Consider the following 13,671-nt stretch of genomic DNA (forward strand, 5'->3'; position numbering starts at 1 on the left):
CGGTACCCGCCAAAGGCTAAGCATCCGTAAACCTCTCGTTTACCGCGCTCGTTAAGCCCGTTTGCGCGATGCGTGCGCCGCAGCTGCCACCGGGTGGAACAGGCCGGTTCCGTCATTGAGCGGGTCGAACAACGTCGTCTGACCCACAGTGGTTTCACCAGCTCCGAGCATCAGGAAGCCATCCGGCGCTGCGGCCTCGTGAAGACGGTCGAATACCTTTTGGCGGGTTGCCTGATCGAAATAGAGCAGGACATTGCGACACAGAACCAGGTCAAACGGCCGTTCTTGGGGTGGTGGGTCCAGCAAATTGTGCCGACGAAAGCTCATCATGCCTTTCAAATCGGCCTGCGGCATCCACCCGGTCTCGCGCTGCTGGAAATACGCCAGCATCTGCGCGACGGTAAGACCGCGCTGCACTTCGAACTGGGAATATTCGCCTTTGCGCGCCTGGCTCACGATCCGCTGCGACACGTCGGTGCCGAGCAGATCGAAGGACCAGCCTCGCCAGCGTTCGCCTTGGGATCGCAGAAGCATGGCGATGGAATAGAGCTCCTGCCCCGAGGAACACCCTGCCGACCAGACCCGCAAACGCTTTTCGTCGGCGCGCAATTCGCGCAACCGCGGCAGCGCCTGCTCGGCCACCGCATCGAAGGATTGGCGATCGCGGAAGAAATAGGTTTCGTTGTTGAGCAGTGCCTCGACGGTCTCGTCCGCGAGATCGCCCGACGTAGAGTCGGCAAGGAGACAGACGAGCTGGTCGACGTTGCTGATCGCGTGACGGCGGAAAACGCCGCTCAGCGCGCCCGAGATGCGCCACATCCGGTCGGGCCCGAGATGTTGCCCGGTCCGCGCGCGAAGCAGATCGGCGATGATCTGATGCGAGGCGGGATTGTCGCTCATGCGTCGACCCCTGCGAGGTTCGCCACATAGCGTGCCAGCGCTTCCGGCGGCTCGATCGCGCGCGCGATGCCGGCTTCGACGACGCCGCGCGGCATACCGAACACCGCGCAACTGTCCTCGTTCTGGGCGAGCACGGTCCCTCCCGCCCGATCGAGTTGCAGCGCGCCCAAAGCACCGTCGCGGCCCATACCGGACAGGACGATGCCGAGCCCGGCGTGGCCAACGACATTAGCGACGGATTCGAACATGGGATCGACGGAAGGGCAGCATCCGCTGGGGGCGGGGAATTTGACGAGGGCACAGGTCAGCGCACCGCCGCTTCTGCGCACTTCCAGATGGGCATGTCCCGGAGCGATCATGACGGTATTCGGCCGGATAAGTTCGCCGTCGGCGGCGATTGCGGCGGGCCGTTTGGCCATGGCGCTCACCTGCCGTGCGAATACCGGCATGAAGCTGTGAGGCAGATGTTGCGTCAACACCATCGGCACAGTGACAGACTGTGGAAGCGCGGCGAAGAAGCGCCCGAGCGCGTGGATTCCGCCGGTCGATGCACCTAGCGCGATCAATTCCGGCCTGATGGTGCGGGTGGCGGGCCGGACCGCCGGGCTAGATGGCAAATCGGCGGTATCGGCAGTTCCAGCGAGCGCTAGCAGCTTGGCGAGCAGCTCGGCCCGGTAGGCTTCGTTGAAGTCTCCGGCCCGGGGTTTCGCCAGGGTATCGGCAGCGCCCATCGCCATGGCGGCCAGTGTCGGCTCGGCTCCGGCAGTGGTGAGACTGGAGACGACGAGAATTTGCGCCCCCGCAGACGCCTCGATCAGGCGCGGCAGGGCCTCGAGACCGCCCATGCCAGGCATTTCGAGATCGAGCAGGATGACATCGACCCGCTGCTCGCGCAGCAATTGCAGGGCGACTTCGGCGCTGCTGGCAGTGCCCACGACCTTTGCCGTGCCGCTGCTGTCGATGGCCCTCGCCAACGCAGCCCGCGCGGTGATCGAATCGTCCACGATCATGACCCGGACCGCCATGCGACGACCCGGGATGCGGGGGGTATCGGGCGTATCGGGGGCGAGCGCAGAGCGCATCGATGACCTCCTCAGGCGCAACCCACCAGTTGCAATTTGATCTGAAGGGTCTCGTGATCAAAGGGTTTCATCACGTATTCGTCCGCCCCGGCATCAATCGCCTCGCGGATATGCGCGACATCGTTTTCCGTGGTGCAGAACACGACTTTCGGCTTCGCCCCATCGGGCCGCTTGCGCAGCTCATGGATGAATTCGATCCCGCTCATGACGGGCATGTTCCAGTCGAGCAGAATGACATCCGGCATGGCGGCCGCGCATTTCTGCAAGGCGTCCTGGCCGTGCTCGGCCTCCTCGACGGAGAAATCGAGCGATTCCAGGATGTGTCGAGACACTCTGCGGATCACCCTCGAATCGTCGACGATCAGGCAAGTTTTCATGTGCGGACCCCGTTTGTTTTCGTGTCGTTGCGATAGAGCAGGGTGGTAACCATCGCCTTAAGCCGCAATCCGGTCGGGCCCGGCCACGCAGGCCGGGAGGTCGAGCCGAAGCGCCGGGCCGAAAGCAGTCTCCACCACGCCTGCGGTCGCTGTCAGCCATAGAGCGCCGAGTCCTTTGGGTGCCTCGCCGGACAGGCTTTCTGCTGGCGTGACGTCGAGTATGCGGTCGCAGCGCAGGGCATATTGGTGGCCTTCGCAAACGAAGACTATGCAGCGCGCATCGGGCACCTGCCCGTCGTCCGGCCCCTCGATGCCGATCGCCTTGCAGGCATCGATGACCGTCAATGCGCGCGAGCGCTGGGTACCGATACCTTCGATCCACTCCGGCGCCCCTGGCACGGCAGTGGTCTTTTCAAGCTCGCTCACCGATGCCACATCGGCCGCCGGGACAGCGACGGTGCGACCGCCGATTTCGGCGACGAGAAACAGGTCACCCGTCATCGGTCGGCCTCCGCAGCAATACGGTCACCCCAGCGGTCCAGAACCGCAGACGGGCTCAGAACGGGCACGGGACGGCCGGCAACTTGCGCATACCCACGCGTGAGCGGTTCGTCGGCATCATCGGAAATCGGCTCGGCGAGTGGTGCGACATCGACAATCGCGCGCACTGCGAACAGACCCTCGCGATCGCCGTCCCGCAGGCGCAGCGCCCTCAGCTTGGAGGTTTCGATCGGAATGCCGCCCAGACCGCCGAGAATGCGCAACCGCCCGTCGATGACCGCCCGGCTCGACCCGGCATGAACCTCCACATCGACCGCCGGGATCGTCTCGATCCTTTCGAGATGGTCCATTTCAACGGCGCGCTGTTGCCCCTCGTAGTCCACGAACAGCATGATGCGTGCGTGTTCTGCGGCCTCCACCTCGCCTGCGGTCTCGACATCGACATCCAGCGCGCGCGAGCGGCCGTCGGTGACGATGCCGCGGTCGACCGCAATGCTCGTCAGGTCGAGCGCGAGGACGGGCGTACCATCGGATAGCAGCGTTGCGCCGGTATAGAGCCGGGTAGCGGTGATGGCGGGGGCGACCGGTTTTATGACGGCCTCTTCGTGATCGATTACCCGGTCGACGATGAAGGCACTCAGTTCGGACGCCGAGAAGCGCACCACGATGAATGTCCGGCCTTCGATGGCGCTGTCGTTCGACTGGCCGAGCACTTCGGACAGCACGATGCAGGGGATGCGCTGGCCGCGGAATGTGATGAAGCGGCCATCGCCGAGTTCGGTATATTCAAGATCGGGATCGCTTCCGAAAATCACCTCTTCCACACCCGAGCGGGGCAAGGCGAATTTCTGGCCGGCACTCGAGACGGTCAAGGTTGCGATGATGCTGAGCGTCAGCGGAAAGCGCATCTGGATCGTCGTGCCTTCGCCGGGCCGGCTGGATACGCCGATGGTGCCGCCGATCTTCTCGATATTGGCGCGGACCACGTCCATCCCGACCCCACGGCCCGAAATCGCGGACACTTCCGCCGCGGTCGAGAGGCCCGGCGCAAAAATGAGATTGTGTTTGTCGGCCAGGCTCATGGCATCGATATCGGCAGCATCGATGGCGTCGGCAGCGACTGCTTTGTCCACCAGCCTGTCGGCATCGATCCCGCGCCCGTCGTCGCTGACGGTGAGATAGATCTGGTTGCCCGCCTGGCGAGCGGAGATCGATACGACGCCGATTTCCCGTTTGCCAGCCGCTGCGCGCTCAGCGGGGCTTTCGAGACCATGATCGACGGCGTTGCGCAGGATATGGGTGAGCGGATCGCGGATCGATTCGATCATCTCGCGGTCCAGCTCGACATCTCCACCTTCGAGATCGATCATGACCTGCTTGCCCAGCTCCCTGCCGAGGTCGCGAACCATCCGGGGCATGGCGGAAAAGAGAACTTCGATCCGTTGCATCCGCATGCGCGTAGCCGCATCGCGCACGTCGTCGAGGATCGCGGTCATGCGTTCGAACGGTCCGTCGAGGCGCGGGTCGGAGCCGATTTCGCCGAGCACGCGCGAAAGGTCGTTGCGAGCCAGCACGAGATCGGAAACGCCGCTCATCATGCGGTCCAGCAGTTCCACCGGGAGGCGTATCGATCGCTGCGCAACTGTCGCTTTCGGAGTGACAGGAACTTCAGCAGCGTTTTCTGCCAGACTGGCTTCCTCGGCCCGGTCGGGGTCGTGCGCCAGCGCGAGCACAAGGGCATCGTCCCCTTCGTGCGGAATTTCTTCGCCGGTTTCTATCGCGCTCGTCAGGTCGCCGATGCGATCGATAATGGCGAGGACCGCGGAGACCAGGGCGGGATCGGCGATACGGCGGCCGGCGCGCACCTCACCGAGCGCATCTTCCGCCGCATGGCTGAGGGCTTCGAGCCTCGGAAAATCGAAGAAACCGCAATTTCCCTTCACGGTGTGGACGAAGCGGAAAATCGCATCGAGACGGTCGCGATCGTCGGGCGCAGCTTCCCACGCCACAAGCTCACCGCCGAGCGCTCCCAGCATCTCGCGCGTTTCGGCAATGAATTCTGCCAGCAGATCGTCCATCGAGCGCCCCGGTCCGGATTATTCCGACGCCGGTATGGCGGGTGATGGTTAACAGAAGGTAAGCATCGCGCTGCGGCGAGAGGTCTGGCAGAGGAGAAAAGGTGGTGAGCCCTGCAGGGGTCGAACCTGCGACCTACTGATTAAAAGTCAGTTGCTCTACCGACTGAGCTAAGGGCCCACCGATGTGCCTGCAGCGACATCGCCGGGCACGGAGCGCCCCCTTAGGGGCGTGGGTGCTTGCGGGTCAAGCGGGCATTTAGATGGCGCAGGGAACGGCCGGAGACGGGGTCGCGCCAGGCAGGGGCTATGGCCAGTGCAGGGGTCATGACGAAGGCGCGCTCGCGGAATGCCGGATGGGGGATCTGGAGGCCCGGCGCAGCGAAAGCCCCTTCGCTCCACAGCACGATATCGAGGTCCAGCACCCGGTCGCCCCAGCGGCGCCAGCGGCGGCGACCGAAGCCATTTTCGATATGCTGCAAACCGGCGAGCATCGCTTCCGGGTCGAGTTCGCTTTCGACCAGCGCAGCGGCATTGGCGAACCGGCGTTGCGCTGCACCAAGCGGCGCGGTGGCGATAATGGGCGAACGGTGCGTGACGGTGCCGAGAACCGCCAGCTCTTCCATCGCTGCATGCACGACCGCGCGCGGACGGCCATAGAGGTGATGCGGCCGGTTGCTTCCGAGCGCGACGAGATAGGTGCTGCTCAGATGTCCTCGCAAATCCGCCTATAGAGCTGCGGGCGGCGATCGCGGAAAAAGCCCATCCCGGCACGGTGTTTCGCAGCTTCGTCGAGATCGAGGGTTGCCACCAGCACACCGTCTTCTTCGGCACCGAACTCGACGATCTTGTCCCCCCATTCATTGGTGATGAAACTGTGGCCGTAGAATTTTGCCTCACCTTCGGTGCCGATACGATTGGCGGCGATCACCGGCATGCAATTGGACACGCTGTGGCCCTGCATCGAGCGCTGCCACATGCGGCTGGTATCGAAATCGGCGTCGTAGGGCTCGGAACCGATGGCGGTCGGGTAGAACAGCAATTCGGCGCCCATCAGCGCCATTACCCGCGCGCATTCGGGATACCACTGGTCCCAGCACACCCCGACGCCGATGCGCGTGCCGCACACATCCCACACCTTGAACCCGTCATTGCCCGGGCGGAAATAGAACTTCTCTTCATACCCGGGACCATCGGGAATGTGGCTTTTGCGGTAGGTCCCCTGAAGTTCGCCATCGGGCCCGATCATGGCGAGCGTGTTGTAATAGTGATGCCCGTCGCGCTCGAAGAAGCTGGTGGGGATGGCGATCTCGAGCTTGCCCGCCAGCTTGCGCATCGCGACGACGCTGGGATGTTCCAGCGTCGGGCGCGCCAGCGCGAACAGCGCCTCGTCTTCGACTTGGCAGAAATAGGGGCCGGAAAAGAGCTCCGGCGGCAGCACGATTTCGGCCCCGCGTGCGGCGGCCTGCTCGACCAGCTCGGCCACGGCATCGATATTGGCCTGCTCATCCTCGCTGCCGAGCGGCAGCTGCAAGGCGGCTACGGTGATCTCTCTCATTCGCCGCCGTTAGAGCGGGCGCAGGGCGAAGTCCACTTGCACCGATACGCTGCTGGTTGTGGTGCCGGCCATGAAGGGAGCGCCTTCTTCCGGCGGCGGCGGGGAAACCGGTCTCGGCATCGGCACTGCCGAGGCATCGGCCGCGGTTTCGACAACCGCCTGCGGGATCATCCGTCCGCCCTGCCAGCCACCGGCATCGCGGATGCGCAGCACCTGTGCCACTTCCATGCCCGCCGCTTCCGCATAGGCATCGGCGCGGGCGCGGGCAGCGCGGAAGGCGTTGGCATAGGCGGAATTGATTGCGCTTTCCGGGTCCCCCATCGAGAGGCTGGGACCGTTGACGACATTGGCACCGGCTTCTGTCGCTGCCGTCACCGCTTCGCCCGCCTTGGCGACATCGCGCACGCGAACGGCGACGATGTTGCTGGCTTGGTACTGGCCGCGGCGATTGCCGTATTCGATCTGGCTCACCGTCAGCGCGCGGGTCTGGATATCGCTCTCCTGCACCCCGGCTTCGCGCAGCGCCGCGATGACATCCCGCACCGTCTCGGCATTGGCGTCGCTGGCGGCGCGGGCGTTGCCGGCATAGGACGTGACACCCGCTTCGAAGCGCGCCGTGTCGGGCGTCGCATCGCTTTCGCCGGAAGCGCTGACCGACAGCAGCGTTTCGTCGTCATCGAGGCGGGAGCCGTCCGCACTGCCGCTACAAGCTGCGAGCGACAGCGCGGCGGACCCGATCAAGAACCGTCTCATTTGAGCCACTTCCCCATGTTACAGTGTCACATAGGAGAACTGCGCCTGCGGAAATGAACTGCAGGTGACCGGATCAGGGCGCTTTTCGGAAGAGCAGCGTCATCCGGTCGCTTTCGCCGACCGCTTCGTAGCGTGCGCGGTTGCGATCGCCGTAGCGGAGCACCGGCGGGAGGGTCCATACTCCGCCGCCCCAATTGGCCGGATCGCGCGGGTTGGCGTTGATTTCGCTGGTGCCGACCAGCTCGAAGCCGTGCAATTCGTAAAGCTTGATGACATCCGACTGGCGCATATAGCCCTGTGCCGGATTGACATCGGACCAGCTCGCTCCGGCCGGCGCACGATGCTGGACGACGCCGACCATGCCATCGTCGGCGAGCATTTCGCGCAGGCTGCCCAGCACGCTGTCCGCCTCATCGCTGTTCCACAGCCCATGCATAGAGCGGATGACGAGGATGCGGTCGACCGTGCCTTTCACTTCCTCGGGCACTTCATCGATCTCGAACGCCGTCACGGCTTCCGGCGCGATGCCCATGCTCTCGCCGAGAGTGGTCTTGAAATTGCTGCCCCAGGCCTTGGCCCGCTGTTCGGCTTCGGCATCCGGATAGGTGCGCGCGTCGCTGTCGCCATTGACCGCGATATACTGGCCCCGCGGCATGATGTAGGGGGCCAGCACGCGCGTGTACCAGCCGCCGCCCGGCGCATATTCGACCACCGTATGGGTCGGTTCGACCTGGAAAAATTGCAGCGTCTGCATCGGGTTGCGATAGCGGTCGCGGGCGCGGTCGTCGTCGCGGCGGGCATCGGCCAGCACCTGCTCGAGCGTCGGCGGAGCGACGGTCGCGTTCGCTTCTGCCTCGGCTTCAGCTTGTGCCTCTGCTTCCTGGGCACGCTGTTCCGCCGGTGTCAGCACCGCTTCGAGCACCCTGCCCAAGATATCGCGCGCGTTCTGCTTGCGCTGTTCCTGAGCGGTTGCCGGCGTGGCAACGAGTGCCGCAAGAGCGGCGGCGGCTAGCAGTTTGGTCTTCATTGGAAACTCCCCCGGGAATCGAAATGTAGTCATGCGATGTAGGCGAAACGGATGACATTGGCGATTCGATCCCCATTTCATGCCCGAAGGAGAATGCGAGTGAGCAATTTGCAGCAAGCGATCATCGCCGGCGGGTGCTTCTGGTGCACCGAGGCCGTGTTCAAGGATGTGATCGGCGTGACCGAAGTCGAGAGTGGCTATATCGGCGGCCACGTCGCCGACCCGACCTACAAGGAGGTTTGCAGCGGCACTACCGGCCATGCCGAGGGCATCCGCGTGACCTTCGATCCCGACGTGGTGAGCCTGCCGGAAATCTACGACATGTTTCTCGGCACGCACGACCCGACGCAGCTTAATCGCCAGGGCAACGATGTCGGCACGCAATACCGCAGCGCGATCTTCCCGCTCGACGATGAACAGCGCCAGGAAGCCGAGGCCGCCATCGCGCGCTGGAACGAGAGCAACGGAGGCACTGCGGTGACGACGATCGAGGGCCCGGCCGAGTGGTATCCGGCAGAAGACTATCACCAGGACTATTGGGACGGCGAAGGCCAGCGCAATCCCTATTGCCAGGCGACCATTCCGCCCAAGCTGATGAAGCTGCGCAAGAGCTTCGCCAAATATGTGAAGGACGACGCCTGATTCGCCGGCCGTTGCGCCGGGGGCCACAGAAGTCAGAAACTCGGCTTCGGCCCCATCAACCTGGAGACATGGACCGCATGGACCACTGTCCAGGGCCGAAAAAGCAGGGGTCTGCGTGATCCCTGCAAAAGCGGTGACAAAATCCGAGCGGCTGTGGGCAGTCATGCTCGCTGTGTTCGCATTGCAGCGCGATGTAGGACAGCCCGAAAGCTGACTGCACTTTTGCTACACGGCGGCTATGATCTGGGCGAGGGTCTTGCCGAATAGACTTCGCCATCCAGCTTCGGTCGGTGCTCGGCCTGATGCGCGACCCCGTTACCTAACTTAAGCCGGATGCTTACACATCGTCCGGAGCTTTTCGCCACCGCGCGATAAAGAATCCGTCGAGACCGCCTTGTGTGCAGAGCATTCCCGGATGTGTCCGCACCCATCCTTCGTCGCTTGGCATCAGGCCGGATGGCAATTCCCCTGGCGCGACCGGCTCCGGGGTCAGAACGACCTTGGCAGCCTGAACCTTGCCCTCTTCTTCTTCCAGCGAACACACCGCATAGACTAGGGTCCCGCCCGGCTTGAGCCAGCCCTGCGCGCGACCCAGCAGCGCCGCCTGCAGCTCACTCATCTCCCCGATCTGACGCGGGCCGATGCGGTGCAGGACATCGGGATGGCGGCGGCAGGTGCCGGTGGCGGTGCAGGGTGCGTCGAGCAGGATGGCGTCGAAGTGATGCTTCGGTTCCCAGGCTAGAGCATCGGCGCGAACGGTCGACGCCTTCAGGTTCGTGCGCGTGAGATTGTCCTTGAGCAGGCCGAGCCGCCGCTTGCTGATGTCTAGCGCCGTGACTTTCCAGCCTGCGGCGGCGAGCTGGAGCGTCTTGCCACCGGGCGCGGCGCACAGGTCGAGCACGTGCCGCCCCTCGCCCGGCCCGAGCAGTCGCGCCGGGATCGACGCAGCGAGATCCTGCACCCACCACGCGCCTTCCCTGAACCCGGCCAGCGTTTCGACAGCCGACCCGCGCGGCAGGCGCAGATGGCCGGGGGCGTAGCTATCGGCGGCGAGCTGGTTGGCCCAGTGCTGCGTTTCGCCAGCATCGCGCAGGGTCAAGTCCAGCGGCGGCGGCTCGGCCAGACCCGCGGCGATTTCATCGGCGCGGTCGCCCCAGCGCTCCCTCACCCGCACCGGCAAGGTCGGTGCGGCGGGCAGGCGCACCTCTTTCTTCGTCAGTGTCGAGAATACCCCGTGCGCCAGCCGGCGCGGTCCGCCCGCCAGCAGGGGGAGCCCGGTGGCGATCACGGCATGCGGCGGCGTCTCCAGCCGCAGCCATTGCGCCAGCATCAACCGCAAGACCGTCCGCGCCTTGGCATCATCGGGCAGCCGTTGTTTCGTCGCGCTGTCGATCAGCGCATCGAAATCGGTGAGCCAGCGCAACGTCTCGTTGGCGATGGCGCGCGCGAGCGCCTTGTCGGGCGCGCTGCGGACCTGCCGCAGCGCGGCACCTTCGGCCTGCTCCAGCGTCTCACCCCGCCGCAAGACGGCATCGAGCATCTGCAAGGCAGCGCGGCGCGCATGGATTCCTGTCGGTTGGGCCATGCCCCGCCGTTAGGCCAGCTTGAAACCAAGCGCCAGTGCGCGCATTTCAAGAATATGAAGCGCGCAACCCAACGCCCGAGGGACTTCAAGAAGCCCGCCCACTGGTCGGACGATCCGCCGCCCGAGCCGCAGCCGATCGACGCGGAGGAGAAGGACCCCGACGGCCTCAGCCCGACCCGCTATGGCGACTGGGTCAAGGACGGCGTCGCGATCGACTTCTGATCGGAGTCAGCCGTCGCCGGGTACGAAATTGGCGGCCCACCCCCGACCGCGGCGATCGACGATACATGTTACCGCAGCCACCCGGTCGGTTGCGCGGAAGACCTTGCACTCGCCCTTGACCTCCAGCGCAGGCTGCGTGCCCAGTCGCAGGTGGCGCACGGTCAGCGCATGCTCGTTCCATGTGCCGGTAAATGCTGCGGGGCGGCCATCGCGCGACCGAAAGACAAACCGCCCTTCGTCTCCCTTGCGCTCGACCAGCAGCTCGTCGCAGAGCCAGAAGGTATAGCCCTGCCCGAGAAACGGCACGAGCCGGTCGGCATATTCGCATTTGCCGCGATAGGTGCCCGCTTCGGGCGCCGACGATTGGGCCGAGAGCGTCGCGGCCGACACCAGCAGGCTGGAGAGCCCCGCCAGAGCTGCGCCACGCCGCATCATAGCGTCTTAAGCTCGATCTTGAGCCCGTCTTTGGGCTGCGGGATCGGCCAAGCCTGCCATTCGGGGTCGTAGCCTTCGCTTTCGACGATCCGGTAGCGTTGCAGCAGGTGCGTCATCAGCACTTTGATCTGCATGTAAGCGAAGTGCAGCCCGAGGCACATATGCGCACCGCCGCCGAAGGGCACCCAGGCATATTTGTGCCGCGCCTTCACCAGCTCGGGCGTGAAGCGCATCGGATCGAAGGCGAAGGGATCGTCCCAATATTCTTCCGAGTGGTGCGTGTAGTGGATGTTGATCCCGACATGCTGACCGGCCGGGATGCGATAGCCACCGAACTCGAAGGTCTTGAGCGCACGGCGCGGCATCGAAGGAACCGGCGGGATGCTGCGCAGCGTTTCCTTGAACACCATCTCGGTCAGTTCGAGCTTGCCGAGATCGTCGTATTCGAGATTGCGCGGCGTGCCCGAACCATCGGGTCCACCGGTGACGGCGAAAATTTCTTCGCGCATCTTCTCCTGCCATTCGGGATATTGCGCGAGCTTGTGGATCATCGAAGTGGCGGACGAGGTGATGGTGTCGTGCGCTGCCATCATCAGGAAGCTCATGTGATCGACCACTTGGTCGACCGGCAGCAGCGAGCCGTCTTCGCGGGTCGCTGTAGCGAACTGGCTGAACATGTCCTGCCCGCCGCCTTCGGCGCGGCGGCGGTTGGTTTCGCGGGTCAGGAAATCGACCATGAAGGCGCGGCCATCGACACCCTTCTTCATCTTGGTGAAAGGCAGCGGCTTGCGCACCGGAGCGACCGAGGCCTGCACCATGTCGACGAAAGCCTCGTTGATCTTGTCCGCTTCGGGACCCCAGGGGATGCCGAGGAAGCTGTCGGCCGCCAGGTCGAGCGTCAATTGCTTGATCGCAGGCTGGAACAGCATTGTGCCGTCCCATTTGGCGACTTCGCGCGCGATGCCGGAATTGAGCGCACCGGCATAGTGCCGCATCGGCCCCGGCTTGAACGCGATCGACAGCGCGCGTCGGTCGATCCGGTGATGGTCGAAATCCATCAGCATCAGTCCGCGCGGGAAGAGCTGGTCGAGCACCGGGCCCCAGCCCTGCTCGCTGGAAAAGATCTTGTCCTTGTTGAAGAGGACCAGCTCGTTGGCTTCGGCCCCGATCAGCGCAACGTTCCAGCCCCCGAAACTGTGTACGCGATAGACCTTGCCGTAAGTCTCCACCATGCGCCGCGTGAAGGCATGCGGATCGCGCAATTGGGTGAAGGTATGGCCGACGATGGGCCAGCCTTTCTCGCCCGGAATATGCGCTATGTCGGCGACATCGGGCACGCCCTTAGTCCAATGGGTCGGAGCTGCGGCTTCAGCGGGCTGGTGGGGGGTGGCTAGGGTGGCCATCGGTGGTCCTTCGGTATCGAAACGCTACTTACCCCCTTGTAAGTTAATCGATCCTTCAAATCCAGCGAATCACACCCAGCCCGCGAGTTCCTGCCGCACCAGCGCTTCGATCATGTCCATGCCGGTCGCGCCGTCGTTGAGGCAGGCGAGCGCGGCATAGTGCTCGCCGCCCGCTGCGAGGAAAGTGCCGCGCCCCTCCATGGCGATTTCCTCGAGCGTTTCGAGGCAGTCGGCGGAGAACCCCGGCATGGCGACCGCCATCCGCTTCGTCCCCGCATGCGCTTCGGCTTCGATCGTCTCGTCTGTGGCGGGCTCGAGCCACTTGGCCCGGCCGAAGCGGCTCTGGAACGACGTGACGAGGCGCAAGTCCCGCCATTTGTCCGAAGCGTGCAGGCGCTCGCCCAGCAGCCGCGCGGTCTTGTGGCAGTGGCAGTGATAGGGATCGCCCAGTTCGAGCGTCCGCAACGGCATGCCATGAAAGCTCAAGAGCAGCACTTCGGGCACGAAATCGAGCGCGTCGAGCTGTCGCATGGTATCTGCTGCCAGCGCGTCGATATAGGAGGGGTGGTCGTGATAGGGCGGCAGCGTGCGCAGGCTCGCTTGCCAGCGCATGGCGCGCAGCACGTCGGCGACCTTGTCGACCGCCGTCGCCGTGGTCGCGCCGGAATATTGCGGATAGAGCGGCGCAAACAGGATCCGTTCGCAACCGGCATCCATCATTGCCTGCATCCGCTCGGCAATCGACGGTTTGCCGTAACGCATGGCCCAGTCGACCTGCACCGCATCGCCCAGCCGCACCTGCAAAGCCTTCGCCTGCCGTTCAGTAATCGCTGCCAGCGGCGAGCCGGCTTCTCCCCAGACCTTCTTATAGGCGGCAGCGCTCTTCTTGGGCCGCGTATTGAGAATGATCCCGCGCAGGATCGGCTGCCAGATGAGGCTCGGGATTTCGACCACGCGCTTGTCGCTGAGGAATTCCGCCAGATAGGTCCGCACCGATCCCGTGTCCGGCGCCGCCGGCGTGCCGAGATTGACGAGCAGCACGCCGACCTTGCCGCTGTTCATGGGCGGATGGTCTGCCGGAAGAGATTGGGCTTGCCAGGTCATCGCTTCC

15 protein-coding genes and 1 tRNA gene are annotated in these 13,671 nt (G+C 64.5%); 2 read left to right on the forward strand and 14 right to left on the reverse strand.

All coding sequences use genetic code 11. The features are described from left to right. Positions 1-51: 51 nt before the first annotated feature. The 10 genes from EL2594_RS11055 to EL2594_RS11100 all read right to left on the reverse strand — a co-directional run bounded on the left by EL2594_RS11055 (position 52) and on the right by EL2594_RS11100 (position 8,273). Positions 52-900, reverse strand: a complete 849-nt coding sequence (locus EL2594_RS11055; protein WP_011415164.1) for a CheR family methyltransferase — start codon at positions 898-900, stop codon at positions 52-54. Then, positions 897-1,982: a chemotaxis-specific protein-glutamate methyltransferase CheB gene (gene cheB / locus EL2594_RS11060; RefSeq protein WP_233994270.1), complete on the reverse strand. Its 1,086-nt coding sequence runs from the start codon at positions 1,980-1,982 to the stop codon at positions 897-899. The genes EL2594_RS11055 and cheB overlap by 4 nt, the downstream gene beginning before the upstream one ends. An 11-nt stretch (positions 1,983-1,993) precedes the next feature. Continuing rightward, a complete protein-coding gene (locus EL2594_RS11065; RefSeq protein WP_011415166.1) occupies positions 1,994-2,359 on the reverse strand; it encodes a response regulator in 366 nt (121 codons plus the stop codon). A gap of 57 nt (positions 2,360-2,416) precedes the next feature. Next, positions 2,417-2,860 carry a chemotaxis protein CheW gene (locus EL2594_RS11070; RefSeq protein ID WP_011415167.1) on the reverse strand — a complete coding sequence of 148 codons (444 nt, stop codon included), beginning with the start codon at positions 2,858-2,860 and terminating at the stop codon, positions 2,417-2,419. Further along, the gene (locus tag EL2594_RS11075; RefSeq protein ID WP_011415168.1) at positions 2,857-4,938 is read right to left on the reverse strand and encodes a chemotaxis protein CheA; all 2,082 of its coding nucleotides are present in this window, start codon (positions 4,936-4,938) and stop codon (positions 2,857-2,859) included. Before EL2594_RS11075 ends, EL2594_RS11070 begins: the two co-directional genes overlap by 4 nt. A gap of 102 nt (positions 4,939-5,040) precedes the next feature. Next, positions 5,041-5,116 (reverse strand) — tRNA-Lys (locus tag EL2594_RS11080). A gap of 43 nt (positions 5,117-5,159) precedes the next feature. Continuing rightward, a complete protein-coding gene (gene folK, locus EL2594_RS11085) occupies positions 5,160-5,657 on the reverse strand; it encodes a 2-amino-4-hydroxy-6-hydroxymethyldihydropteridine diphosphokinase (protein WP_011415169.1) in 498 nt (165 codons plus the stop codon). Beyond that, on the reverse strand, positions 5,642-6,493 hold the full coding sequence (gene aguB / locus EL2594_RS11090; protein ID WP_011415170.1) for an N-carbamoylputrescine amidase: 852 nt from the start codon (positions 6,491-6,493) through the stop codon (positions 5,642-5,644). Before aguB ends, folK begins: the two co-directional genes overlap by 16 nt. Positions 6,494-6,502: 9 nt before the next feature. Further along, positions 6,503-7,246, reverse strand: a complete 744-nt coding sequence (locus EL2594_RS11095; RefSeq protein ID WP_011415171.1) for an SIMPL domain-containing protein — start codon at positions 7,244-7,246, stop codon at positions 6,503-6,505. 73 nt (positions 7,247-7,319) lie between these two features. After that, on the reverse strand, positions 7,320-8,273 hold the full coding sequence (locus tag EL2594_RS11100; RefSeq protein WP_011415172.1) for a class I SAM-dependent methyltransferase: 954 nt from the start codon (positions 8,271-8,273) through the stop codon (positions 7,320-7,322). A gap of 93 nt (positions 8,274-8,366) precedes the next feature. Here EL2594_RS11100 and msrA point away from each other — a divergent pair, with 93 nt between their 5' ends. Beyond that, the gene (gene msrA, locus EL2594_RS11105) at positions 8,367-8,915 is read left to right on the forward strand and encodes a peptide-methionine (S)-S-oxide reductase MsrA (RefSeq protein WP_041685288.1); all 549 of its coding nucleotides are present in this window, start codon (positions 8,367-8,369) and stop codon (positions 8,913-8,915) included. A 337-nt stretch (positions 8,916-9,252) separates the two neighbouring features. On the opposite strand, the gene EL2594_RS11110 is transcribed toward msrA, so the two are convergent. Then, positions 9,253-10,500: an RsmB/NOP family class I SAM-dependent RNA methyltransferase gene (locus EL2594_RS11110; protein ID WP_011415174.1), complete on the reverse strand. Its 1,248-nt coding sequence runs from the start codon at positions 10,498-10,500 to the stop codon at positions 9,253-9,255. 54 nt (positions 10,501-10,554) lie between these two features. Here EL2594_RS11110 and EL2594_RS11115 point away from each other — a divergent pair, with 54 nt between their 5' ends. Further along, positions 10,555-10,722, forward strand: coding sequence for a DUF1674 domain-containing protein (locus tag EL2594_RS11115; RefSeq protein ID WP_011415175.1), 168 nt, complete (start codon positions 10,555-10,557; stop codon positions 10,720-10,722). A gap of 6 nt (positions 10,723-10,728) precedes the next feature. On the opposite strand, the gene EL2594_RS11120 is transcribed toward EL2594_RS11115, so the two are convergent. The 3 genes from EL2594_RS11120 to hemH form a co-directional block, all read right to left on the reverse strand. Beyond that, on the reverse strand, positions 10,729-11,157 hold the full coding sequence (locus EL2594_RS11120; RefSeq protein WP_011415176.1) for a hypothetical protein: 429 nt from the start codon (positions 11,155-11,157) through the stop codon (positions 10,729-10,731). After that, positions 11,154-12,560, reverse strand: coding sequence for a cytochrome P450 (locus EL2594_RS11125; RefSeq protein WP_041685290.1), 1,407 nt, complete (start codon positions 12,558-12,560; stop codon positions 11,154-11,156). Before EL2594_RS11125 ends, EL2594_RS11120 begins: the two co-directional genes overlap by 4 nt. Positions 12,561-12,629: 69 nt before the next feature. Further along, positions 12,630-13,664 (reverse strand): ferrochelatase, encoded by a 1,035-nt coding sequence (gene hemH, locus EL2594_RS11130; protein ID WP_041685292.1) that lies wholly within the window; start codon positions 13,662-13,664, stop codon positions 12,630-12,632. Between the last annotated feature and the right edge of the window lie 7 nt (positions 13,665-13,671).

The sequence above is a fragment of the Erythrobacter litoralis HTCC2594 genome, assembly GCF_000013005.1.
GTDB classification, from domain to species: Bacteria; Pseudomonadota; Alphaproteobacteria; order Sphingomonadales; family Sphingomonadaceae; genus Parerythrobacter; species Parerythrobacter litoralis_A.